Source organism: Streptomyces sp. NPDC014764 (genome assembly GCF_043082785.1).
GTDB classification, from domain to species: Bacteria; Actinomycetota; Actinomycetes; order Streptomycetales; family Streptomycetaceae; genus Streptomyces; species Streptomyces althioticus.
In genome coordinates, this window is sequence record NZ_JBIBXY010000010.1 from 120038 (window position 1) to 143519 (window position 23482).

At 72.8% G+C, this 23482-nt stretch carries 23 protein-coding genes and 1 riboswitch; of the genes, 16 read left to right on the plus strand and 7 right to left on the minus strand.

The annotated features are described in order from the left end of the window. Positions 1-38: 38 nt before the first annotated feature. Positions 39-1148, plus strand: a complete 1110-nt coding sequence (locus ACF1AG_RS23425) for a glycoside hydrolase family 6 protein (protein ID WP_391810348.1) — start codon at positions 39-41, stop codon at positions 1146-1148. Here ACF1AG_RS23425 and ACF1AG_RS23430 read toward each other — a convergent pair. Continuing rightward, a complete protein-coding gene (locus tag ACF1AG_RS23430; RefSeq protein ID WP_359605064.1) occupies positions 1130-2533 on the minus strand; it encodes a solute carrier family 23 protein in 1404 nt (467 codons plus the stop codon). The genes ACF1AG_RS23425 and ACF1AG_RS23430 overlap by 19 nt on opposite strands. 174 nt (positions 2534-2707) lie before the next feature. Here ACF1AG_RS23430 and ACF1AG_RS23435 point away from each other — a divergent pair, with 174 nt between their 5' ends. Further along, the gene (locus tag ACF1AG_RS23435) at positions 2708-3166 is read left to right on the plus strand and encodes an acyl-CoA thioesterase (RefSeq protein WP_359605062.1); all 459 of its coding nucleotides are present in this window, start codon (positions 2708-2710) and stop codon (positions 3164-3166) included. On the opposite strand, the gene ACF1AG_RS23440 is transcribed toward ACF1AG_RS23435, so the two are convergent. Beyond that, on the minus strand, positions 3126-4331 hold the full coding sequence (locus ACF1AG_RS23440) for an MFS transporter (protein ID WP_391810349.1): 1206 nt from the start codon (positions 4329-4331) through the stop codon (positions 3126-3128). The genes ACF1AG_RS23435 and ACF1AG_RS23440 overlap by 41 nt on opposite strands. A 151-nt stretch (positions 4332-4482) precedes the next feature. Here ACF1AG_RS23440 and ACF1AG_RS23445 point away from each other — a divergent pair, with 151 nt between their 5' ends. After that, positions 4483-5670, plus strand: a complete 1188-nt coding sequence (locus ACF1AG_RS23445) for an ROK family transcriptional regulator (RefSeq protein ID WP_359605058.1) — start codon at positions 4483-4485, stop codon at positions 5668-5670. A gap of 121 nt (positions 5671-5791) precedes the next feature. Here the strand turns inward: ACF1AG_RS23445 and ACF1AG_RS23450 are convergent, their stop codons facing one another. Then, on the minus strand, positions 5792-6553 hold the full coding sequence (locus tag ACF1AG_RS23450; RefSeq protein ID WP_391810350.1) for an SDR family oxidoreductase: 762 nt from the start codon (positions 6551-6553) through the stop codon (positions 5792-5794). Positions 6554-6966: 413 nt separating this feature from the next. After that, positions 6967-7097, plus strand: a riboswitch (FMN riboswitch). Between the two features lie 144 nt (positions 7098-7241). Between ACF1AG_RS23450 and ACF1AG_RS23455 the strand changes: the two genes are divergently transcribed. The 9 genes from ACF1AG_RS23455 (at position 7242) to ACF1AG_RS23495 (ending at position 14627) form a co-directional block, all read left to right on the plus strand. Then, positions 7242-7856, plus strand: a complete 615-nt coding sequence (locus tag ACF1AG_RS23455; RefSeq protein ID WP_359605054.1) for a riboflavin synthase — start codon at positions 7242-7244, stop codon at positions 7854-7856. Beyond that, entirely contained in the window at positions 7853-8494 is a 642-nt protein-coding gene (locus ACF1AG_RS23460) for a nicotinamide riboside transporter PnuC (protein ID WP_387796840.1), read from the plus strand. The genes ACF1AG_RS23455 and ACF1AG_RS23460 overlap by 4 nt, the downstream gene beginning before the upstream one ends. Then, positions 8491-9777, plus strand: coding sequence for a bifunctional 3,4-dihydroxy-2-butanone-4-phosphate synthase/GTP cyclohydrolase II (locus ACF1AG_RS23465; protein WP_359752401.1), 1287 nt, complete (start codon positions 8491-8493; stop codon positions 9775-9777). Before ACF1AG_RS23460 ends, ACF1AG_RS23465 begins: the two co-directional genes overlap by 4 nt. Before the next feature lie 20 nt (positions 9778-9797). Continuing rightward, on the plus strand, positions 9798-10283 hold the full coding sequence (gene ribH / locus ACF1AG_RS23470; protein WP_033275135.1) for a 6,7-dimethyl-8-ribityllumazine synthase: 486 nt from the start codon (positions 9798-9800) through the stop codon (positions 10281-10283). Positions 10284-10317: 34 nt separating this feature from the next. Further along, the gene (locus ACF1AG_RS23475; RefSeq protein ID WP_004990764.1) at positions 10318-10590 is read left to right on the plus strand and encodes a phosphoribosyl-ATP diphosphatase; all 273 of its coding nucleotides are present in this window, start codon (positions 10318-10320) and stop codon (positions 10588-10590) included. Positions 10591-10637: 47 nt separating this feature from the next. Then, the gene (hisG, locus tag ACF1AG_RS23480; RefSeq protein ID WP_359605050.1) at positions 10638-11486 is read left to right on the plus strand and encodes an ATP phosphoribosyltransferase; all 849 of its coding nucleotides are present in this window, start codon (positions 10638-10640) and stop codon (positions 11484-11486) included. A 19-nt stretch (positions 11487-11505) separates the two neighbouring features. Continuing rightward, positions 11506-11967: a PH domain-containing protein gene (locus ACF1AG_RS23485; RefSeq protein WP_359605048.1), complete on the plus strand. Its 462-nt coding sequence runs from the start codon at positions 11506-11508 to the stop codon at positions 11965-11967. A gap of 255 nt (positions 11968-12222) precedes the next feature. Next, positions 12223-13554 (plus strand): hemolysin family protein, encoded by a 1332-nt coding sequence (locus ACF1AG_RS23490; RefSeq protein ID WP_359605046.1) that lies wholly within the window; start codon positions 12223-12225, stop codon positions 13552-13554. Further along, complete coding sequence (locus tag ACF1AG_RS23495; protein WP_359605044.1) at positions 13551-14627, plus strand: hemolysin family protein; 1077 nt, start codon at positions 13551-13553, stop codon at positions 14625-14627. The genes ACF1AG_RS23490 and ACF1AG_RS23495 overlap by 4 nt, the downstream gene beginning before the upstream one ends. Before the next feature lie 36 nt (positions 14628-14663). Here ACF1AG_RS23495 and ACF1AG_RS23500 read toward each other — a convergent pair whose 3' ends face one another. Together ACF1AG_RS23500 and ACF1AG_RS23505 are read right to left on the minus strand one after the other, a co-directional pair. Then, positions 14664-16529, minus strand: a complete 1866-nt coding sequence (locus ACF1AG_RS23500; protein ID WP_387796844.1) for an AAA family ATPase — start codon at positions 16527-16529, stop codon at positions 14664-14666. A gap of 449 nt (positions 16530-16978) precedes the next feature. Further along, positions 16979-17536, minus strand: a complete 558-nt coding sequence (locus tag ACF1AG_RS23505; protein ID WP_359605040.1) for a hypothetical protein — start codon at positions 17534-17536, stop codon at positions 16979-16981. 296 nt (positions 17537-17832) lie between these two features. Here ACF1AG_RS23505 and ACF1AG_RS23510 point away from each other — a divergent pair, with 296 nt between their 5' ends. The 3 genes from ACF1AG_RS23510 to ACF1AG_RS23520 all read left to right on the plus strand — a co-directional run bounded on the left by ACF1AG_RS23510 (position 17833) and on the right by ACF1AG_RS23520 (position 20288). Further along, the gene (locus ACF1AG_RS23510) at positions 17833-19206 is read left to right on the plus strand and encodes a peptidase C39 family protein (RefSeq protein WP_387796846.1); all 1374 of its coding nucleotides are present in this window, start codon (positions 17833-17835) and stop codon (positions 19204-19206) included. Between the two features lie 193 nt (positions 19207-19399). Beyond that, positions 19400-19540 carry an SCO1431 family membrane protein gene (locus tag ACF1AG_RS23515; protein WP_359607308.1) on the plus strand — a complete coding sequence of 47 codons (141 nt, stop codon included), beginning with the start codon at positions 19400-19402 and terminating at the stop codon, positions 19538-19540. Positions 19541-19631: 91 nt separating this feature from the next. Further along, entirely contained in the window at positions 19632-20288 is a 657-nt protein-coding gene (locus tag ACF1AG_RS23520) for a TetR/AcrR family transcriptional regulator (protein ID WP_359607310.1), read from the plus strand. Positions 20289-20371: 83 nt separating this feature from the next. Here ACF1AG_RS23520 and ACF1AG_RS23525 read toward each other — a convergent pair whose 3' ends face one another. Next, positions 20372-21610 carry a glycoside hydrolase family 18 protein gene (locus ACF1AG_RS23525; RefSeq protein ID WP_359607312.1) on the minus strand — a complete coding sequence of 413 codons (1239 nt, stop codon included), beginning with the start codon at positions 21608-21610 and terminating at the stop codon, positions 20372-20374. A gap of 334 nt (positions 21611-21944) precedes the next feature. On the opposite strand from ACF1AG_RS23525, the gene ACF1AG_RS23530 reads away from it, so the two are divergent. Beyond that, on the plus strand, positions 21945-23117 hold the full coding sequence (locus ACF1AG_RS23530) for an acyl-CoA dehydrogenase family protein (protein WP_387796849.1): 1173 nt from the start codon (positions 21945-21947) through the stop codon (positions 23115-23117). Here ACF1AG_RS23530 and ACF1AG_RS23535 read toward each other — a convergent pair. Beyond that, entirely contained in the window at positions 23080-23334 is a 255-nt protein-coding gene (locus ACF1AG_RS23535; protein WP_359607316.1) for a hypothetical protein, read from the minus strand. The genes ACF1AG_RS23530 and ACF1AG_RS23535 overlap by 38 nt on opposite strands. Between the last annotated feature and the right edge of the window lie 148 nt (positions 23335-23482).

Here is a 23482-nt window from a genome sequence, read left to right on the forward strand (position 1 = left end):
GCCGTGCGGACCGCCGGCGCGAGGCACGGAGGGCCACGATGGTCGCGGCGGCCTCGGTCGTGGTCGTGGCAGGCACCGTGTCCGGGGTGATCTCGGCGACGGGGGAGGGACCGGACGTGCCGGAGGCCCGGCCCGTGCCGTCCGTGTCGTCCCGTCCGGTGCCGCTGCCCGCCCTGCCGTCGGCGTCGCCCTCGCCCTCGGCCACGGTGCCCGCCTCGCCGTCCGCCAGGGCGAAACGGTCGAGTGCGCCGGCTTCCGCGCCGCCGCAGACCGAGAGGGCCACGGCTTCCGCACGGCTCTACCGCCACCCCGCCTCCCGCGTGCTCGACTGGGTGCGGACGCACCCCGACGACCCGCGCCGCCCGGTCATCGAGTCACGTATCGCCGATCAGCCGGCGGCCGTGTGGTTCGCGGACTGGTCGCCGGACACCGTCACCGCGCGGGTGAGGGCGGTGACGTCCGGCGGGGCCGCCGAGGGGCGGGTGCCCGTCGTCGTGCCGTACGTGATCCCCGGGCGGGACTGCGGCGGTCACTCCGAGGGCGGTGCGCCGGACCTCGACGCCTACGACGACTGGATCGACCGGTTCGCCGCCGGGCTGGGCGGCGGGGAGGTCGTGGTGATCCTGGAACCCGACTCGGTCGCGCAGGCCGACTGCCTGTCCGCCGGGCAGCGGGCCGAGCGGTTCGCCTCGCTGGCCCGCGCCGGGCGGGTGTTCAAGGAGGCCAACTCCCGCACCCGCGTCTACTACGACGCCGGGCACTCCGGCTGGCACGCGCCCGCCAAGCAGGCGGACCTGCTCCGCCGGGCGGGGGCCGCCTCTCCCGCGTCGTCGGACGGCGTCTTCAGCAACGTGTCCAACTTCCACGGCACGGCCGACGAGATCGCCTACGACCGTGCCGTGCTCGACGCCCTCGGCGGCACGGGCCTCGGCGCGGTGATCGACACCAGCCGCAACGGCAACGGAGCCCCCGCCGACGGTGAATGGTGCGACCCCGCGGGCCGCACACTGGGCCGGGCCCCGACGCTCAGCACCGGCGAGGCCCGGATCGACGCCTACCTGTGGGTGAAGCTCCCCGGCGAGTCCGACGGCTGCAAAGGCGCGCCGGGGACGTTCAGCCCGTCGTACGCCTACGACTTGGCGCGCTGATCCTCATCGGAGCCGCCCGGGTCGTAGGAGGAGGTGCCCTCGTCGAGCAGCGGCTGCTGCGTCTTGAGGTGGGCGGGGGCGAAGGCGCGCAGCGCGTGGTAGCCGGTGATGACGACGACCGTGCCGAGGGCGATGCCGCTGAGCGAGAACGTGTCGGTGAACTCCATGGAGACGTTGCCGACGCCGATGATGATGCCCGCCGCGGCCGGCACCAGGTTCAGCGGATTGCGCAGGTCCACCTTGGCGTTGAGCCAGATCTGGGCGCCGAGCAGACCGATCATGCCGTACAGGATGACGGTGATGCCGCCCAGCACACCGCCGGGAACGGCCGCCACGACCGCGCCGAACTTGGGGCACAGGCCGAACAGCAGGGCGAAGCAGGCGGCGGCCCAGTAGGCGGCGGTGGAGTAGACGCGGGTCGCGGCCATCACGCCGATGTTCTCGGAGTAGGTGGTGTTGGGCGGGCCGCCGACCGCGGTGGACAGCATGGAGCCCACGCCGTCGGCGGAGATGGCCGTGCCGAGCTTGTCGTCCAGGTTGTCGCCGGTCATCTCGCCGACGGCCTTCACATGGCCCGCGTTCTCGGCGATCAGGGCGATGACCACCGGCAGGGCGACCAGGATGGCCGACCACTCGAAGGACGGCCCGTGGAAGTCGGGCAGGCCGATCCAGTCCGCCCGGCCCACGCCCGAGAGGTCCAGCCGCCAGTGGTCGGTGACCTTGCCGCTCGCGTCCGCCGAGTGGATCCGCCCGAAGACCCGGTCCAGGGCCCAGGACAGGACGTAGCCGAAGATCAGGCCGAGGAAGATCGCGATGCGGGACCAGAAGCCGCGCAGACAGACCACGGCGAGTCCGGTGAACAGCATCACGAACAGCGCGGTCCACTGGTCCTGCGGCCAGTACGTCGAGGCGGTCACCGGCGCCAGGTTGAAGCCGATCAGCATGACCACCGCGCCGGTCACCACGGGCGGCATCGCCGCGTGGATGATCCGCGCGCCGAACTTCCGCACCGCGAGGCCCACCAGGAACAGCGCGCCGCCCACCACGAACACCGCGCCCGTCACGGTGGCGCTGGAACCGCCGTCCGCCCGGATCACCGCGGCGACACCGACGAAGGAGAGCGAGCAGCCCAGGTAGCTCGGCACCCGGCCGCGGGTGGCCAGCAGGAAGACCATGGTGGCGACGCCCGACATCATGATCGCCAGGTTGGGGTCCAGACCCATGAGGACGGGCGCCACGAAGGACGCGCCGAACATGGCGACCACGTGCTGGGCGCCGAGGCCCGCTGTGCGCGGCCAGGAGAGGCGCTCGTCGGGACGGACCACCGCCCCGGGTGCCGGAGTGCGTCCGTCTCCGTGCAGTTTCCAGCGGACGCCGAGATCCATGGGTTGTCGCTTTCGTCGTGCGGCCAGCGTGTCCGCACCATTGTGCGGCCCGGAGAGAAGTGGTTCGCACAGGTGGGCGGGCACCCGGGCGTCTCTGAGCGACTGCTTAGGATGAGGTCACGCCGTCGATCGATGCACACGGCACCGATCCCGTACGTCCCAGGAGCACCGCCCGTGACCGCCGAAGCCCCGCCCGCGCCCGCCCTCTCCTACGGCCGGCTGATCCCCGTGACCGTCCACTTCGACGACCTCGACGCGCTGGGGCTGTTGCACAACGCCCGCTACCCGCTGCTCGTCGAGCGCGCCTGGGCCGAATGGATGCAGGCGGTCGGCGTCGCCTTCGACGGCGACTGGGCCGCCGCGGGCGACGCCTGCAACGCGGTCAAGGAACTGCGCCTCACCTACGAGGCCCCGGTGACCAGGCCCGGCCCCTACGCCGTCCACCTGTGGCTGGACCGGCTGGGCACCACCGGACTCACCTACGGTTTCCGGTTCTGTTCGGCGGACGGCGCGGTGACCTACGCCCGGGGCAGCCGGGTGCTGGTGCGGCTGGACGCCACGACCCTGCGCCCGGCGCCGTGGAGCGACGGGTTCAGGGGCGCCGCTCGGGAACTGCTGCGTCCGGACGCGTGACCTTCGCCCGGTCGCCCGCGTGCAGCACCCCGGCGAAGCCCGCGATGCCGCTCGTCAGGACGGTCACCAGCACGAACGACACCACCAGGCTCGTCGCCTGGGCCAGCATGCCGATCGCGCTCGGGGCGATCAGCCCCGAGGTGTAGGTGATGGTCGCCACGCCCGCGATGGCCAGGCTCGGGTTGGAGCCGCTGCGGCCGGCGGCGGCGAAGCAGAGCGGGACGACCACCGCGATGCCCAGCCCCATGAGGGCGAACCCGGCCATCGCGACGGCCGGGTGGCCGGCGGACACGATGAGCAGGCCGCCGAGCAGGGCGACCACGCCGCTCGCGCGGACCGTGCGCACCGCGCCGTAGCGGTCCACCACGCGGTCGCCCGCGATGCGGGCGACCGCCATGGTGAGCGTGAAGCCGGTGGTGCAGGCGGCCGCGAGACCGGCGGAGGTCTCCAGCTGGTCGCGCAGGTAGACCGCCGACCAGTCCAGGCTCGCCCCTTCGGCGAAGACCGCGCAGAAGCCGATCGCGCCGATCAGCAGCGCCGAGCGGGGCGGCAGCGCGAACCGGGGCGGCGGTTCCTCGTCCTCCGTCGGCTGCAGGTCGAGCACCCACGCGCAGGCCACGAAGCCCACGACCGTCAGCACGGCGGCCGCCAGCGCGTGGTGCAGCCGGGCGTCCGAGCCGAGGTGCGCGGCGAGTGTGCCGGCCGCGGAGCCGACGACCGCGCCGACGCTCCACATGCCGTGCAGGCCCGACATGATCGACCGGTCGAGCCGGTTCTCCACCTCGACGCCCAGGGCGTTCATCGCCACGTCCGACATGCCCGCCGTGGCGCCGAAGACGAACAGGGCCAGACAGAGGGTCAGCAGGTTCGGGGCGAGGGACGGCAGGATCAGCGCGAGCGTCCACAGGGCGAGCAGCCCGCGCAGCGCGTTGCGGGCGCCGAAGCGGTGCGAGATGCCGCCCGCGAGCGGCATCGCGAGGGACGCGCCCAGCGCGGGGAAGGCGAGCGCCAGGCCCAGCTGGCCCGCGCTGACCCCCGCGTGGTCCTGGATCCAGGGGACCCGGGTCGCGAAGGAACCGGTGACCGCGCCGTGCACGGCGAACACCGCGGCCACGGCGTACCGGGCCCGCTTCACCTCGCCCGATGTGTGAACCACTGCGCTCATCGACCCGCCCCTCCCTGATCACCGCCGTCGTGTGCGCGTTCCTCTGTCGTGCGCGCCGCCGTAAACTATCAGGAACCCTGCCTGAAAGAAACGGGGTATCCCGGGACACGGCACCCGCCGGCCGGGTCCGCCGATCTGGAAGGATCCCGGCATGGCCGCATCCCCGAGCACTGCCCGAGCCATCAACGACCGGCTCGCCCTGCGCCTGCTCCAGCAGGAGGGCCCGCTGACCGCGGGGCAGCTGAAAGAGCTCACCGGGCTGTCCCGGCCCACCGTCGCCGACCTGGTCGAACGGCTCACCGCCGCCGGCCTGATCGAGGTCGCCGGTGAGGCCCGAGCCCCACGGAGGGGCCCCAACGCCAGGCTCTACGGCATCGTCGCCGGCCGTGCGCACCTCGCCGCCCTGGACGTGCGCACCGAGGGTGTCGCCCTCGTCGTGTCCGACCTCGTCGGCGGGGTGCTGGGCGAGGCGTCCCTGCCCATCGCCGACGACACGGGCACCGGCCCCGCGGTCGAGCAGGCGGTGGCCCTGGTCGAGCGGACGGCCAAGGAGGCGGGCGCCGACCGGCTGCACACGGTGGGCATCGGCGCGCCCGGCCTCATCGACCCCGCGACCGGCGAACTCCGAGACTCCACGAGCCTGCCCGAGTGGCACCGGCGCCTGGTGGCCGCCCTCCAGGAACGGCTGCCCGAGGCCCGGGTCAGTGTGGAGAACGAGACCAACCTCGCCGCGCTCGCCGAGCAGCGCGACGGGTCCGCCCGTGACCGGGACACCTTCGTGCTGCTGTGGCTGGGCCACGGCACGGGCGCCGCCGTGATCCTCGACGGCGCCTTGCGCCGGGGCGCCTCCGGCGGCACCGGCGAGATCGGCTTCCTCCCCGTCCCGGGGACCCGGGGCCTGCCCTCCGCGACCGACTGCGCGGGCGGCTTCCACTCCCTGGCCGGCGCGGCGGCGGTCGCGACGCTCGCGAGGGAGTGCGGGGTCGTACCGGGCGCCGGGTCCGGCCCGGAGGCGGCGGGCGCGGTACGGACAGCCGTCGCCGGGCCGGAGAGCGCGGCACACACGCGCTTCCTCGACACCCTGGCCGACCGGATCGCGGTGGGCGTGGCCTCCGTGGTCGCGCTGCTGGACCCCGGGTGCGTGATCCTGGGCGGCGAGATCGGCCAGGCGGGCGGCGAGGCTCTGGCGTCCCGCGTCCACGACCGCCTGACCGTGATGTCCCCGCTCCCCGTCGAGGTCCGCCCCAGCGCCCTGGGCGGAGGGGCGGTCCTGCGCGGGGCACTGCTGACGGCCCGCGACCACGCCCAGGACGAACTGTTCGGTGTGCCGGGGCACTGACGGGATTCCCCGTGGGCCGGACCGCCTCGCCAGGCGTCTCCGGGCCGGCGCCGGCCTCGCCGCCGCTGGCGGGATGCCGGTCCAGGTGTACGCCTACCGCCGAGCCCCTGCCGCCCAGCGCCTATCGCCGAGCCCCCCGCACCACCGCGGTCCGTTCCGCGAGGTAGTCCTCGAACGTGCGGGTGCCCACCGCCCGGTCCGGGGCCAGATGGCCCCCCGCGCGGAACGCTTCGTACGCCGATCCGCGGAGCGGGACCTTCACCAGCGCGCGGCGGCGGCCCACGGCGTCCAGGTACGAGCGGGCCAGGGAGTGCATCGTGCGGACCTCGGGGCCGCCCATGTCGTCCGCGCGGCCTGCGGGCGCGCCCTGCGCCAGCTCGGCCAGGCGCTGCGCGACCTCCCCGACCTCCACCGGCTGGTCCTTCACCCGGGCGGGCAGCGGCATCACCGGCGACTTCGACAGGCCCTGGAACAGCCGGAACAGCAGGTCGTGGAACTGGGTGGCGCGCAGTACCGTCCAGCCGGTTCCGCAGTCCTCGAACTGCCGCTCCACCGCCAGCTTCGTGCGGTAGTAGGGGTACGGCACCCGGTCCACGCCGACGATCGACATGTAGACCAGATGCGCCACACCGGCCCGCCGGGCCGCCGCGATCAGATTCCGCGCGGCCTGCTCGTCACCGCCGCGCGCCGAGGTGGCGCAGTGCACGACGGTGTCCGTGCCGTCCAGGGCGTGGTCCAGCCCGGTGTCGCCCGCGCGCAGGTCGACGGCGTAGGGCGCGGCGTGGCGGCTCAGTACCCGCACCTCGTGGCCGTCCGCCCGCAGCCGCGTGACGACATGCCTGCCGAGGGTTCCGGTACCGCCGGTCACCAGGATCGTGGTCATGCTGCTCAAGTCCCTCCGGACACGGGCGCCCTGGGGTGGCGTGCGCGTGGCGCCGTACGGGATCCAGCTTGGCCGGGCCGGGCGTCGGGCGCATCCGCGCGCGTGGTGAGGCCCGGCGGCGGGCAAGGGCCGTCGTCACCGCCGCCGGGCCGGCTGGAGGGGAGCGCGGCGGACCCCTGGTCCGGCCGACGCTCCGCGGGAGGTGGGTCGGACCCTAAGAGGACTAGACCAGTTGGGTCAATAGGTATGGACCACCCGCCGGAGGCGGAGGGGGCGCCAAGGGGGCGCACGTCTGCGGCAGTTGTGCATCGTGCGACCCTCGGTTGCCACGACGTCGCCCGCTGTGAGCCACTCCACACGCCTCACCCGCGTGGTCGAGTCACCGCCGTGGCAAACTGGTGCTGTACCAGTAGCAGCGCACTCCGGGGTCGGTGAAAGTCCGAACCGGCGGTTACAGTCCGCGACCCGGTCGCCTCCAGCGACCGGTTGACCAGGTGAAATTCCTGGACCGACGGTTAAAGTCCGGATGGGAGGCAGTGCGCGGCGGGCGGGCATCCATGCGCGCCGCCGTACCGGTTCGCCCTTCGGGCGATCCCTGTCCGGCGTCGCCCTCGGTGTTCTCGTCCGTGATTCTGTCGTCATCGACAGCCCCGGAGTCCGTGCCCGAAGAGGCAGGAGGACCCGGGAAGTGTTCACCGGAATCGTCGAAGAGCTGGGCGAAGTCATCGCCGTCGAGACCCTCGACGACGCCTGTCGCTTCCGCCTGCGCGGCCCTGTGGTCACCCAAGGCGCGAAACACGGCGACTCCATCGCCGTCAACGGCGTGTGCCTCACCGTCGTCGACCACGAGGGCGACGAGTTCACCGCCGACGTCATGGCGGAGACCCTGAACCGCTCCAGCCTCGGCGCCCTCGCCGTCGGCTCCCGCGTCAACCTCGAGCGGCCCACCGCCGTGGGCGACCGCCTCGGCGGCCACATCGTGCAGGGCCACGTCGACGGCACCGGCGAGATCCTCGACCGCACCCCGTCCGAGCACTGGGAGATCGTCAAGATCTCCCTCCCCGCGGAGCTCAGCCGCTACGTCGTGGAGAAGGGCTCCATCACCGTCGACGGCATCAGCCTCACCGTCGTCGACGCAGGGCGCGACCACTTCACCGTCAGCCTCATCCCCACCACCCTCGCCCTGACCACTCTCGGCATCAAGAAGCCCGGGGACCCGGTCAACCTCGAGGTGGACGTCATCGCCAAGTACGTCGAGCGCATGCTCGGCGACCGCGTCGCCGGCGAGGGGGGCACCCGGTGAACTGGCTCAACTCCGAGGCCTTCACCCTCTTCGGCCAGCACATCAAGTGGGCCGACATGATCGGCAACGTGATCGGGCTGATCGGCCTCGCCCTCGGCTGGCGCCGCTCCCTGTGGACCTGGCCCGCCCAGTTCGTCTCCGGACTCATCCTCTTCACGGCCTTCGCCACCGCCCACCTCTCCGGCAGCGCCGGCAAGCAGGTCGTCGTCATGCTCGTCGCCGTCTGGGGCTTCCGGCAGTGGAACCGCGGCCGGCAGCAGGCCCAGGACGGCTCCGTCGCCGTACGGTTCGCCACCTGGCGCGAACGGGGCGTGCTGCTTGTCGGCGCCGCCCTCGGCACCCTCGCCGTCGGGGGCCTCTTCACCGCCTACCCGTCCCTGTCCTGGGACCCCTGGCCGGACGCCTACATCTTCGTCGGCACGGTCGTCGCGATGTACGCCCAGGCCCGCGGCATGGTCGAGTTCTGGTTCGCCTGGCTGCTCGTCGACCTCGTCGGCGTCCCGCTGAACTTCGCCAACGGCTTCGCGTTCTCCGGCTTCGTCTACGTCATCTACGGCGCACTCGTCCTGTGGGGCATGCGCGACTGGTGGCTGCGCTCCCGCGACGCGCGGCCCGCACTGGAAGGAGCGCCGGCATGAGCGCGGCACCGATCCTGTACGACACCGAGGACCTCGACCTCCGGCTCGACCCCGTCGAGCAGGCGATCGCCGACATCGCCGCCGGCCGCCCCGTGGTGGTCGTCGACGACGAGAACCGGGAGAACGAGGGCGACCTGATCGTCGCCGCCGAGAAGGCGACCGAGGAGATCGTCGCCTTCATGATGACCGAGTGCCGCGGCATGATCTGCGCGCCCATGACGGGGGAGGAGCTCGACCGGCTCCGGATCCCGCAGATGGTCGAGCAGAACACCGAGTCCATGCGGACCGCGTTCACCGTCACCGTCGACGGCTCCGCCGCGCACGGCGTCACCACCGGCATCTCCGCCTCCGACCGGGCCACCACGCTCCAACTGCTGGCCTCCGGCGCGTCCGCGCCCGACGACTTCGTCCGCCCCGGCCACATCTTCCCGCTGCGCGCCCGCCCCGGCGGCGTGCTCGAGCGCGACGGCCACACCGAGGCCGCCGTCGACCTGGCCCGCCTCGCCGGACTGCGCCCGGCCGGCGCCATCGTGGAGATCGCCGGCGAGGACGGCCGCATGCTGCGCCTGCCGGAGCTGGTCCCGTTCGCCCGCAAGCACGGCCTGTCGATCATCTCCATCGAGGACCTGATCGCCTACCGGCGCGGCAGCGAACCCACCGTCCGCCGTGAGGCCGAGGTCCGGCTGCCCACCGCCCACGGCACCTTCACCGCGTACGGCTTCCGCTCCACCGTCGACGGGGTCGAGCACGTCGCCCTGGTGCACGGCGACCTCGGCGACGGCAAGGACGTCCTCGTCCGCATGCACTCCGAATGCCTCACCGGTGACGTCTTCGGCTCCCAGCGCTGCGACTGCGGCCCCCAGCTCGACGCCTCCCTGGACCGCATCCAGGAGGAGGGCCGGGGCGTCGTCGTCTACCTGCGCGGCCACGAGGGACGCGGCATCGGTCTGATGTCCAAGCTCCGTGCCTACGAACTCCAGGAGCGCGGCCGCGACACCCTCGACGCCAACCTGGAACTCGGCCTGCCCGCCGACGCCCGGGACTACGCGGCCGGCGCGCAGATCCTCGCCGACCTCGGTGTCCGCAGCGTCCGCCTGATGACCAACAACCCCGACAAGTCCGACGCGCTCGCCCGCCACGGCATCGACGTCGCCCGGCGCGAGCCGATGCCCGTCACCACGAGCGAGCACAACCTCCGCTACCTGCGCACCAAGCGGGACCGGATGGGCCACGACCTGCCCTGGCTGGACACGCCGACCGTGCCCGCCTGCGGCAACCAGTAACAAGAACCACGAGGAGAGACGTGAGCGGCAAGGGTGCACCGGAGCTGACGGTACGCAACGTGGGTGACCTGCGGGTCGCCGTCGTCGCGGCACAGTGGCACGAGAAGGTGATGGACGGACTGGTGGACGGCGCCCTGCGCGCCCTGCACGACCTGGGTATCGACGAGCCGACCCTGCTGAGGGTCCCCGGCAGCTGGGAACTGCCCGTCGTCGCCAAGGTCCTGGCCGGCCGGGGCTACGACGCGATCGTCGCCCTCGGCGTCGTCATCCGCGGCGGCACGCCCCACTTCGAGTACGTGTGCCAGGGCGTCACCCAGGGGCTCACCCAGGTGTCCGTCGACACCGGTGTCCCCGTCGGCTTCGGCCTTCTCACGTGCGACGACGAACAGCAGGCCCTCGACCGCGCCGGACTGCCGGGCTCCCGCGAGGACAAGGGGCACGAGGCGGTCACCGCGGCCGTCGCGACCGCCGCCTGCCTGCGCTCGGTGTCCGAACCCTGGCGGTGAGCAGTCCCCGTCACCGCGTAGGGTAAGGACCACCATGTCCAAGAAGACGTTCGAGGAGCTCTTCACCGAGCTCCAGCACAAGGCCGCCCACGGGGACCCCGCCACCTCCCGCACCGCCGAGCTGGTGGACAAGGGCGTCCATGCCATCGGCAAGAAGGTCGTCGAGGAGGCCGCCGAGGTCTGGATGGCCGCCGAGTACGAGGGCAAGGAGGCGGCCGCCGAGGAGATCTCGCAGCTGCTGTACCACGTCCAGGTGATGATGGTCGCCCGCGGCATCTCCCTCGACGACGTCTACGCCCACCTGTAAGAAGCCACCGCTCCACCCCACCCCTTCACGCAAAGGAAGCCGACCTCATGCTGCGCATCGCCGTCCCCAACAAGGGTTCCCTGTCAGGACCTGCGGCGGAGATGCTGCATGAGGCCGGCTACCAGCAGCGCAGGGAGTCCAAGGAGCTGCGGATCGTCGACCCGGTCAACGAGGTCGAGTTCTTCTACCTCCGGCCCCGCGACATCGCCATCTACGTCGCCTCCGGGCAGCTGGACATCGGCATCACCGGCCGTGACCTGCTGATCGACTCCGGCGCCGACGCCGAGGAGATCCTGCCGCTCGGCTTCGCCCGCTCCACCTTCCGGTACGCCGCCAAGCCCGGCACGGTCACCGGCCCCGCCGACCTCACCGGCAAGACCGTCGCCACCTCCTACGAGGGCATCGTCGCCGCGCACCTGGCGGAGCACGGCATCGACGCCTCCGTAGTCCACCTCGACGGCGCCGTCGAGACCGCCATCCAGCTCGGCGTCGCCCAGGTCATCGCGGACGTCGTCGAGACCGGCACCTCCCTGCGGAACGCCGGCCTGGAGGTCGTCGGCGAGCCGATCATGCAGTCCGAGGCCGTCGTCATCCGGCGTACCGGCACGGACGGCGAGGACCCCAAGGTGCAGCAGTTCCTGCGCCGCCTCCAGGGCGTCCTGGTCGCCCGGACGTACGTGATGATGGACTACGACTGCCGGGTCGAGCAGCTGGAGAAGGCCGTCGCGCTCACCCCCGGACTCGAGTCCCCGACCGTCTCCCCGCTGCACAACGAGGGCTGGGTCGCCGTCCGCGCGATGGTCCCCTCCAAGGAGGCGCAGCGCATCATGGACGACCTGTACGACATCGGGGCGCGCGCCATCCTCACCACGGCGATCCACGCCTGCCGTCTCTGACGGGGCGGGGAGAGCCACCATGTCCGGCACCGAGCTTCCCGGACTGCCCGTCACGTTCCGGCCCGGCCGCACCCGCGCCGTGCTGCTCACCGCGGGCGTCGCGCTGTTCGTCGTGGTCAGTCTGATCGGGCTGCTCCTGAACGGGCTGGGCCCGGGGGAGCGGACCAGCTTCGTCTTCACCGCCGCGCTGCTCGCGGGTGTGCTGTTCCTGCTGGCGCGGCCGAAGATCGTCGCCGACGAGGCGGGCGTCACGGTCGTCAACATCGTGACGCGCCGCCGTCTGGAGTGGGCGGAGATCCTTCAGGTGAACCTCCGCTCGGGTGATCCCTGGGTCTTCCTCGACCTCAGCGACGGCACCAGCCTGCCCGCGCTCGGCATCCAGCCCGGCATCGCCCGGCAGCGCGCGGTCGCCGACGCCCGCGCCCTGCGGGCCCTCGCCGAGGCGCACTCCGCACCCGAGGCCGAGGCGCCCCGCGACTGACGCGGACATGTCGGATGTTGTCTCGCGGGTGAAAACGGACCTGCCGCAGTCGCCCCTGTCTTGATTAATCTGTTGGGCGGAGGCACGCCGACAGCGCCTCCGCCCCTGCCGCCCCGCCCGGTGCGCCGAGGGGCCCCAGCTATCCGAGGAGTGACCCTCTCCGGCGATGGACGGATCGTCCTGCAGTACCTGCGCCGCCCCCTGCCGACATAGCGCTCACCGCCCGGTGGGCGCCCATGCGGAGGCGGCGGCATCATGAGCACCCCTCTGCTGCTTCTCGCAGCCGCCTTCCTGCTGATCCTCGCCAACGGCTTCTTCGTGGCCGCCGAGTTTGGGCTGGTCACCGTCGAACGGGCCGACGCCGAGAAGGCCGCCGCAGCCGGCGACCGGCGCGCCCGCCGGGTCGTCGCGTCCCTGCGCGAACTGTCCTTCCAGCTCTCCGGCACCCAGCTCGGCATCACCATCACCTCCCTGGTGGTGGGCATGCTCGCCGAACCGGCCCTCGCCCAGTTGCTGGACGGCCCCCTCACCGGCGCCGGCATACCCGAGGGCGCGGTCTCCGGCGTGTCCGTGGTGATCGGCATGCTGCTCGCCTCCGCCGTGCAGATGGTGGTCGGCGAACTCGTACCGAAGAACTGGGCGGTGTCCCGGCCGATGCAGGTCGCGCGATTCGTCGCCGGCCCGCAGCACGCCTTCGCCCGCCTGTTCCACCCGGTCATCGCCGGACTGAACGCCGTGGCCAACCGGCTGGTGCGCGCCATGGGCATCGAACCCGCCGAGGAACTCGCCTCCGCCCGCACCCCCGGCGAACTGGTCTCCCTGGCCCGGCACTCGGCCCGGGCAGGCGCCCTGGAGCAGGACACCGCGGACCTCTTCGTCCGCACCCTGTCCCTGGGCGAGCTGACCGCCCAGCACGTCATGACCCCGCGTGTCCGGGTCAGCGCCCTCCAGGCGTCCGCGACCGCGGAGGACGTGGTCAACCTGACCCGCGCCACCGGCCTGTCGCGCTTCCCCGTGTACCGGGAGCGGATCGACGAGATCGCCGGCATGGTCCACCTCAAGGACGCCCTGGCGGTCCCCGCGCACGAACGGCTGCGCACCCCGGTCGCCCGCATCGCCCGCCCGGCGCTGCTGGTCCCCGAGACCCTGCCGGTGCGCCCGCTGCTCACCCGGCTGCGCAGCGAGCAGCCCATCGCGGTCGTCGTCGACGAGTACGGCGGCACCGCCGGCGTCGTCACCCTCGAGGACATCGTCGAGGAGATCGTCGGCGAGGTGCGCGACGAGCACGACGGGCAGGACGTGCCCGAACTCGCCCCCGCCCCGCCCGAGGACGGCAACCCGGCCTGGGACGTCGACGGCGGCGCCCGGGTCGACATCCTGCGCCGCATAGGACTGGAGGTCCCGGAGGGCCCCTACGAGACGGTGGCCGGCCTGGTCGCCGATCTCCTCGGCCGTATCCCGGCCGTGGGGGACCGCGCGGAACTTCCGGGCTGGCGGATGTCGGTGCGCCGAGTCGGCCACTACCGCGCGGAACGTGTCCGCCTGGTCCGTACGGCCCGTGTCCCTCTCGCGGAGGCCGCCGGATGAGCGTCCTGCAACTGCTGTTCGCCGCGCTGCTCGTGCTGGCCAACGGCTTCTTCGTCGGCGCCGAGTTCGCCCTGGTGTCGGTCCGCCGCAGCCAGATCGAACCGCTCGGCACCGCCCGCGCCCGCCAGGTGCTGTACGGCCTGGAGCACCTGCCGCAGATGATGGCGGCCGCCCAGTTCGGCATCACCGTCTGCTCGCTCACCCTGGGTGCGGTCGCCGAACCGACCGTCGCCCGGCTGCTGGAGCCGGTGTTCGCGTGGATGCAGCTGCCGCACGGGGTGATCCACCCGCTCGGCTACGTCATCGCGCTCGCCGCCGTGGTCTTCTCCCACCTCGTCATCGGCGAGATGGTGCCGAAGAACCTGGCGATGGCCGCGCCCGGGAAGGCGGCCCTGTGGCTCAGCCCCGGCCTGGTGTGGTTCGCCCGCCTGTGCAGGCCGGTCACCGCCGCCCTCGGCGCCTGCGCCCAGGGCATCCTGCGGCTCTTCCGCGTGGAGCCCAAGGACGAGGTGGAGGCGGTCTTCACCAGCGAGCAGCTCAATCGCCTGGTGGAGGACGCAGGACAGGCCGGCCTGCTCGACCCGGAGGAGGCGGAGCGCCTGGAGGACGCCCTGGAACTGGGCTCGCGCCCGGTGACGGACGTTCTGCTGCCCCGCGAGTCCCTGGTGACGGTCACCCCGGCGGTCACCCCGGGGCAGATCGTGGAGCTGACCGCCCGCACCGGTTACTCCCGCTTCCCGGTGGCCGCCGAGGGCGGCGCCTTCATGGGCTATCTGCACGTCAAGGACGTGCTGGACCTGGAGGACGCCGACCGGGCCGTCCCGCAGCACCTGTGGCGCCCGATGACCACCCTGCGGCCCGAACTCCCGCTGGACGACGCCCTCACGGTGATGCGCCGGGCGGCCACCCATCTGGCGCAGGTGGCGGACGCGTCCGGCAGGGTGCTGGGCCTGGCCGCCCTGGAGGACGTGCTCGAGATGCTGGTCGGCGAGGTGCGGGACCCCGCCCACCGGGAGGTCACGCTCACCCCGCAGCGGGCGAGCGGGGCGCCGGAGGAGGCGATGGCCACCTGACCTCGGGCGGCCGTACGCCACACGCCCGTCGGGGTCCTAGGGCCCCGACGGGTCCGACGGGCCCCGCCCCGACAGCACCTCCCCGTACGCCTGCATCAGGTCCGGCAGGCGCAGGGTTGCCAGGTCCTCCCGGGACAGCGGCCCTGGGTACACCGACAGCCGCAGATCGCGATAGGCGCAGCTCTTCTCGTACAGGGTGCGCAGGAACCGGCCGTTGCCCAGCTCGTCGATCCACCCCTGGTCCACCACGTGCCCGGCGATGGAGCGCAGCTCGTCCAGGGCCTCCTCGTCCCACACGTCGCCGTTCTCCGTGGCCAGCACCTCGCCGATCCTGGTCAGCTCCAGCGGCCGGTACGACGGGAAGTCCACGCGGGTGGTGAAACGGGACGACAGTCCGGGGTTCGCCGCCAGCAGCCGGTCCATGCCCTCGGGGTAGCCGGCGAGGATCACCACCAGATGGTCGCGGTTGTCCTCCGCCCGCTTCAGCAGCACCTGCAGCGCCTCGTCGCCGTACGCGTCGCCCTTGCCGTAACCGGAGTTGGACAGGGAGTACGCCTCGTCGACGAAGAGCACCCCGCCGAGCGCGGAGTCGATCAGCTCGTTGGCCTTCACCGCGGTCTGCCCGAGGTACTCGCCCACGAGGTCCGCCCGCTGCGCCTCCACCAGATGGTCGCCGCCGAGCAGCCCGAGGGCGTAGAAGACCCGGCCCAGGATCCGGGCGACCGTGGTCTTGCCCGTGCCGGACGGGCCGGAGAAGACGAAGTGCCGTTTCGGCGGCTGCACCGGAAGCCCCTGCCCCGCCCGCAGCCGCGCCATGTTCAACTGCGCGGACAGCGCCTTGACCTGGCGCTTCACCGGCTCCAGACCGACCATGCGCTCCAGCTCCGCGAGCGCCTCCTCCAGCAGTGCCGGGTCGGTGGGGCCCGGGGGGAGCACCGGGCCGGAGCCTCCGGAGCGCTCGCGCACCCCGGACCCGCCGAACGAGGGCGTCGGGGGAGGGGTGGGGTCGGGGTCGGTCAGCCGCAGGTCGCGGCCCTCCGTCCCGAAGAGCGGGTCCAGCGTGTCGGGGCCGTCGACGCTGTCCTGCCCGGCGCCGGCCAGGGTGATCGCGGCGAAATCCGCGGAGTCGTCGTAGTAGCCGTCGCCCTCGGCGATCGCCGCGAGCCGGGCGGAGGTGTCCATGAAAGCCGGGTCGACCCGGTGCACGGCCCGGTACAGGGGGAGCGCGGCGGCGCTGCGGCCCGTGCCCTCGCGGGCGCGCGCCAGCCAGTAGCGCAGCTCCTTGCGCTGCGGCTGTTCGCTGCGGCACCGCATCAGCGCCGCCGCCAGTAAAGGCTCCGCCTGCCCGTACATCTCGAGGCGCACCCGGGCCATGCCGCCGAACAGGCCCGCCTCGATGCCCAGCAGCGGGTCGTCGACGAGCGGGTCGGTGTGCCGGACCAGTTGCTCCCAGTCCTTGACGAGGTAGGCGCGGCAGGCGTGCAGGAAGCGTACCTGCGGGTCGGCGTCCACCGGGGGGAGCCCGGCGAGCGCGCGGTCCAGCTCGGGGACGTGCCGGCCGTCCAGCCAGTGCGAGGCGTGGGCGAGCAGCAGGTCGCGCGGGGTTTCCAGCACGGGCTGCACCCACCAGCCCAGCCAGTACCAGGAGTTGAGCGTGCGGTGGTGCCGGGTGCGCTGCTCGCCGAAGCGGTCGCGGTGGCGGAACATCCGCAGCAGGGCGGTCGTCGTGTCGATGCGCAGCGCGTGCAGTCCGAGCCAGCCGTCCGCCATCCCCGGGTCGATCCGTACGGCGGTCCGGAACTCCTCCTCCGCCTGCGGATAGGCGCCCATCGTGTAGGCGTCCACGCCTCGCAGCCAGGCGAGGTCGGCCGGGGCCTGCGGGCCCTGCGTGCCGAAGTCCATCACGTCCCCCACAAACCGTGCCCCCGTCGGTGTGCCGGCCGCCCCTCGGCCGCCGGCGCCCTGTGGCCGAACCGCTGTGCCGCGGACCGGAGTTGCAAGGTGCGCGAAGCTTCGTCGTCGGTCGCACCGAGGGCATCGTACCTGCGGGGGCGCGGTGTCCGCAGGGTGCGGAGGAGGCGAAACGGAGAAGGGAGGGGGCGCGTGGGCGGGGCACGGAAGGTGATCCTCACCGAGGGTGATCGTCATATGCCGCTGCGCGCCCGGAAAACGTGAAAAGGGCAGAACGAAGCCCCCGATCACGGGGGAACAACCGGGGGCTTCGCGTCTGCCGGCGGCTCCCGAAGGGCCGCACATTGAGAACGTAAGACCTGTACGGGCCCTGGGTCAAGCCGAGTTGGGGGACTGCGGCAACTTGTCCTGGACCGCCCTTCACAGGATCACCACATTGCCTACGACCCGTCACTTTCCGTGATCGAGAGTGGCGTCTCGCCCGTCCCGGCAGGCCCGGGAATCACCTCGTAGCCCTGCTGTCTCTGCCGTACCAACAGGTGTGCGAAGGGGCGCGAGGGGTCGGCGGCGAAGTGCGCGCGCTCCGCCCGCTCCCAGCCGTCCCAGAACTCCCGCTGCTCCTCGCCGTCCCGCGCCCGCCCTCGCGCCCAGGACTCCTCACGCGGCACGTCCATCCAGAGCAGCAGCGCCAGATGCGGGCGCAGTGCGGCGCGTCCGGCGCCGACGCCTTCGACCAGCACCACCGGCGCGGCGGGCAGCGGGCGCGGCGGTCCGGGGCGGCGGGCGCGCCAGTCGTAAGGGCGGTAGTGCGCGGTGGCGCCGCCGGAGAGCGGGCCGATCACCTCGTCGTGCAGCCGCGCCGTCCAGTCGAACAGTTCGTCGTGGCGGGCGATGTCGTCGAGGTGCAGCACCGGAGCGCGGCCGAGCCGGCCGGCCACCAGCCCGGCGAACGTCGACTTCCCGGACCCGGCGTGCCCGTCGACGGCGACGAGCCGCACCGGGCCGCACGAGGGGGGAAGCCGGCGGATGCGGGAGGCGAGCGGGTGAATGGCTGGCTCCCGGGGCTGTCGGGGAGATCGGACGGGAGCACTCTAGGCCCTGTCGCCCACCTGCGGCGCTTCCGCCATTGGTCCACTCCCATGTTGGTCGGCGCCGCACGGCCAGGATGCTGGCAGGACCCGCCCGGCTGCGTTCATAGTGGGGCGCACACCCGCTCCATCCGGCGGACGCACACCCGTCCGGCGGCCGTGCACCGGTCCCGTCCCGACTCCGAAAACCTGGGGGTCCCCCACCCATGAGCAGAGCCGAACTGCCGTCCCGCAGAACTCTTCTGGCCGCGGCGGTCGTCGCCGCCGTCACCGGAAGCGCGGCGACGGCGTCCGCGGCCGTCCCGGCCGCCGGCGCCACCCGGCCCGCGGCGCCCGGGCGGGCCGCCGCCCGCACCGTCGACAACCGCGCCTGGACCACGTACCCCGACTGGCGTTCCGGCACCGCCGTCGGCACCCGCCCCGTCGCCGGCCTCCGCCCCGGCCTGGTGATCGCCGAGGCGGCCGGCACCACGGACTACACCGACCCGCACACCGGCCGCACGGCCGCCTGGGAGTACGCGACCTGGACCTCGCCCGTCCACCGGCTCGCGGTCCCCTCCACCGAGGCGATCGCCTCCTGGAACGCGCACACCCCCGAGGGCACCTGGATCCAGGTCGAGCTGAAGGGCACGTACTCCGACGGCACGGACACCCCCTGGTACGTGATGGGCCGCTGGGCGGCCGGCGACGGCGACATCCGGCGCACCTCCGTGGACGACCAGGAGGACGGGAAGAGCAGCGTGTGGACGGACACGCTCGCCGTCGACGACGCCGCCTCGGGGCTGCGCATCGCCTCCGTCCGGCTGCGCCTCACCCTGTACCGCCGCCCCGGCACACGCCTCACCCCGACCGTGTGGCGCCTCGGCGTGATGGGCTCCGACGTGCCCGACCGGTTCACCGTCCCCGCCTCGAAGCCCGGGCTCGCCGAGGAACTCCTCGTCCCGCGTTACTCGCAGGAGACCCACAAGGGCCAGTACCCGGAGTACGACAACGGCGGCGAGGCCTGGTGCAGCCCCACCTCCTCGCAGATGATCATCGAGTACTGGGGCGGCCGGCTCACCCAGGAGCAGCTCTCCTGGGTCGACCCGGCGTACGCCGACCCGCAGATCTGCCACGCGGCCCGTCACACCTACGACTACCAGTACGCCGGGTGCGGCAACTGGCCGTTCAACGCGGCCTACGCGGCAACCTTCCCCGGCCTCCAGGGCGTGGTCACCCGGCTCCGGTCGCTGACCGACCTGGAGACGCTGATCGCGGCGGGCATCCCGGCCATCACCTCGCAGTCGTTCCTGAAGGAGGAGCTGACGGGGGCGGGCTACGGCACCTCCGGGCATCTGATGACGGTGATCGGCTTCACCGCCGACGGCGACGTGATCGCCAACGACCCCGCCTCGGACGACAACAAGGCCGTGCGCCGGATCTACAAGCGGCGCGAGTGGGAAAACATCTGGCTGAGGACCAAGCGGTACAACGCCTCCGGGAAGGTCGTCTCCGGCACCGGCGGCGTCTGCTACCTGTACTTCCCGGCGCGCCCGACCCCCGGCCAGCGCAAGGCGCTGGCAGCCGTGGGCGTGCGCTGAGCCCACGCGCGCGGCGGGCCCCGGCCGCCACCGTGGCCCGCCGCGCGCGAGCAACATCGGGGCCTGCCGTGTGCGAGCAACATCGGGGCCTGCCGTGTGAGCAACATCTCGGCGGTGTCCGCCGTTTCCGGTGGCAAGGTGGACGACATCGCTTGGGGGGGATCCACGCACAACCGAGGACCAGGTAGAAGCCATGAGCGCCGACGCAGCCACCGTCACCCGTGCCCGTACCGGCGGACCCCGTGAGGACGGTCCGAAGATCCTCGAGCACGTCCTGGGCTGGACCCTCGTCGTGGTCCTCGCGATGCTGGTGACGCAGCTGGGACTGCTGTAGTCCCGGGGGACGAACGGCCCTGCCGCGGTGCGGGCCGACCTGCCATACTCCTGCGGGACCGTCCCGCCCCCGCAGGAGACCTGGGCCGACATTGAACATCAGCCAGCAGTCCGCCGTGCCTCCGTCGACCCGCGGCACCCGGCGAGCGTCGGCCCGTCGCGCCGAACTCATCGCCATCGGACGCCGCTTGTTCGCCGACCGGTCCTACGACGCGCTGTCGATGGACGACATCGCACGCCAGGCGCGGGTCGCCAAGGGACTGATCTACTACTACTTCCACTCCAAGCGCGGCTACTACCTGGCCATCATCGAGGACTCGGTGACCGGCCTGGTCACGATGGCGGCGAGCGGCGACGAACTGCCGCCCGTGGAGCGGGTGCAGCGCACCATCGACAGCTACCTGCGCTACGCGGAGCACAACCAGGCCGCCTACCGCGCGATCGTGAGCGGCGGCGTGGGCTTCGACGCCGAGGTGCACGCCATCCGTGACGGGGTGCGGGAGGCGATCGTCGCGACCATAGCCGAGGGCGCCTACGGCCGCTCCGACGTCGCCCCGGTGGCCCGGATGGGGCTGCTGGCCTGGGTGTGCAGCGTGGAGGGCGCGGTGCTGGCCTGGATCGACCGCCCCGACCTGTCCCGCGAGACGATGTGCGAGCTGCTGGTGAAGACGCTCGGCGGGGCGATGCGCGCGATCGAGGAACTCGACCCCGCCCACCCGGCCCCCGGGCCCGCGCGCCGCGACGGCTGACGCGGAGGCGGGCCGCCGGGGGACGCGCGCGGGGCGGGAGTCCCCCCGTGGAACCCCCGCCCCGCGCCTGCGGCGTCCGTCGGTTACCGGATGGCCTTGATCAGCTCACCGTTCGCGGTGTCGCCGCTGAGCTCCCAGAAGAACGTGCCGCCCAGTCCCTGCTGGTTCTTCCACTCCGTCTTGGAGGCGACGGTCTCCGGGGTGTCGTAGCTCCACCACTGGTCGCCGCACTTGGCGTAGGCGGTGCCGCCGACCGTGCCGGTCGCGGGGCACCTGTCCTTCAGCACCTTGTAGTCGTCGATCCCCGCCTCGTACGTGCCCGGCGCGGGACCGGTCGCGGTGCCGCCCGGCTCCGCCTGCGTGACGCCGGTCCAGCCGCGGCCGTAGAAGCCGATGCCGAGCAGCAGCTTGTCCGCGGGGACGCCGAGACCGGTCAGCTTCGCGATGGTGGCGGCGCTGTTGTACTCCGCCTTCGGGATGCCGTCGTACGAGGTCAGCGGTGAGTGCGGGGCGGTCGGCCCGGCGGTGTCCCAGGCGCCGAAGAAGTCGTACGTCATCGGGTTGTACCAGTCGACGTACTGGGCGGCGCCGGCGTAGTCGGCCGCGTCGATCTTGCCGCCGTCGGTGGCGTCCGCAGGGATGGCGGCGGTGACCAGGCGGTCGGGGCCGAACGTGGAGCGCAGCGCCGCCATCAGCTCGCGGTAGGCGTCACGGCCGCTGGTGTCGCAGGTGGCGCCGCAGGCGTTCGGGTACTCCCAGTCGATGTCGATGCCGTCGAAGACGCCGGCCCAGCGCGGGTCCTCCACCAGGTCGAGGCAGGACTGCGCGAAGGCGGCCGGGTTCTTCGCGGCCTCGCCGAAGCCGCCGGACCAGGTCCAGCCGCCGAAGGACCAGATCACCTTGAGGTCGGGGTGCTTCTCCTTGAGCTTCCGCAGCTGGTTGAAGGTGCCGCGCAGCGACTGGTCCCAGGTGTCGGCAGTCCCGTCGACGGACTCCTCGGCGGTGTAGGCGCGGTCGGTGGCCGCGTAGGCGTCGCCGATGGCGCACTTGCCGCCGGTGACGTTGCCGAAGGCGTAGTTGATGTGGGTGAGCCGGTCCGCGGAGCCGGACGTCTCGATGTTCTTGACGTAGTACTTCCGGTCGTAGGTGCCCCATTCGGTGAAGTAGCCGACGACCTTGGAACCTGCGGCGGCCTCCTGAGCCGAGGTCGCCGCGGTGGCGGCCGAGGCGCCTGTGCCGGCGAGCAGTCCGGCGCCGAGCACGGCGGTACAGGCGGCGGACACGAGCGCCCGCAGCGTGCGGGGGCGGTGGGGGGATGGCATCCGGTGTCTCCTCGTGGGGGAGGGGAGAGCCGCGTTGCTTGGCATGAACGCGGTGACTCGGGGTTGGAGCGAAACCCTAGAAGGACTAGACCAGTTGGTCAATGGTGCGGACCAATGTGATCGCGGAGGGGGCACCGTAAGGTGTCGCGAAGTAAGCGGTCGTTAACTGGTGACGCGATGCCGCCGATCGGGCATACTCACAGCGCACAGCCGCTGGTCAGCAGCTTCCGTGACCCGGGAGTGCGAGCATCGGCCCGACACCGGAACGACCCCGGCGGAGCCGCCTCCACCCAAGGCGCACGCCGTGTGCCCCAACAGGGAGGAGAGCGACGCCATGCCCGACCGCGCCCCGCAGCCGGTGGACCGGCTACTGCCCACGGACGAGGCCCGGGACCTGCTCACGCTCGTCCGCGACATCGCGCAGCGCGAGGTCGCCCCCAGGGCCGCCGAGGAGGAGGAAGCAGGCCGCTTCCCGCGCGAGCTGTTCACCCTGTTGTCCGAGTCCGGCCTGCTCGGCCTGCCCTACGACTCCGACCACGGTGGCGGCGACCAGCCCTACGAGGTCTACCTCCAGGTCCTGGAGGAGCTGGCCCGCGCCCGCCTCACCGTCGCCCTCGGCGTCAGCGTGCACACCCTTGCCACCTATCCGCTCGCCGCCTACGGCACCAAGGAGCAGCACGCCGAGCACCTGCCGGCCATGCTCGGCGGCGGACTGCTCGGCGGCTACTGCCTCTCCGAGCCCTCCTCCGGCTCCGACGCCGCCTCCTTGCGCACCCGTGCGGTCCGTGACGGCGACGAATGGGTCATCGACGGCACCAAGGCGTGGATCACCCACGGCGGCGTCGCCGACTTCTACACGGTCATGGCGCGGACCGGCGGCGAGGGGGCGCGCGGCATCAGCGCGTTCCTGGTGCCCGGGGACGCAGACGGGATCAGTGCCGCCGCCCCCGAGAAGAAGATGGGCATGAAGGGCTCGCCCACCGCCCAGGTCCACTTCGACGGCGTCCGGGTCCCCGACGCGCGCCGCATCGGCGACGAGGGGCAGGGCTTCGCCATCGCCCTGTCGGCGCTGGACGGCGGACGGCTCGGCATCGCCGCGTGCGCCATCGGCGTGGCCCAGGCGGCGCTCGACGAGGCCGTGGGCTACGCCACCGAGCGGCGCCAGTTCGGCAGGCCGATCGCCGACTTCCAGGGGCTGCGCTTCATGCTCGCCGACATGGCCACCCAGATCGAGGCCGGACGCGCGCTGTACCTGGCGGCGGCCCGGCTGCGCGACGTGGGCCGGCCGTTCGGCCGACAGGCCGCCATGGCGAAACTGCACTGCACCGACGCCGCGATGAGGGTCACCACCGACGCCGTGCAGATCCTCGGCGGCTACGGCTACACCGCCGACTTCCCCACCGAGCGCTACATGCGCGAGGCGAAGGTGCTGCAGATCGTCGAGGGCACCAACCAGATCCAGCGCATGGTCATCGCCCGGCACCTCGCGGGGCCGGAGACGCGCTGAACCGGCCGAAGCCCCGCCAGGGCTCGGCGAGCCGGGCCCACTCCGGGTCGTGCCGCCCCGGCACCGTGCGGCCCCGGTCCGTCCACGTCCGCATCATCTCGCGGTAGATCGGCGGGTCCGGGAGCTGCGGCGGCGGGACGGCCACGGCCGCCTCGACGGGCGGCGGCACGAACACGTGGCGCTGACGCCCGGTCGTCGAGTACGTGGGGGTCGTCATGCCCGGCCAACGCGCGAACGGGCGGCCGGGTCACCACCGTGCCGAATAGAGCGTGCGTTCAGCGATGCCCCGTGCGGCGGACACCGGCGGGGCGAGATGGCGAAGGGGCGGGGCGGCCGACGGCGAGGGTGGCGGCGCTGCGCCACCC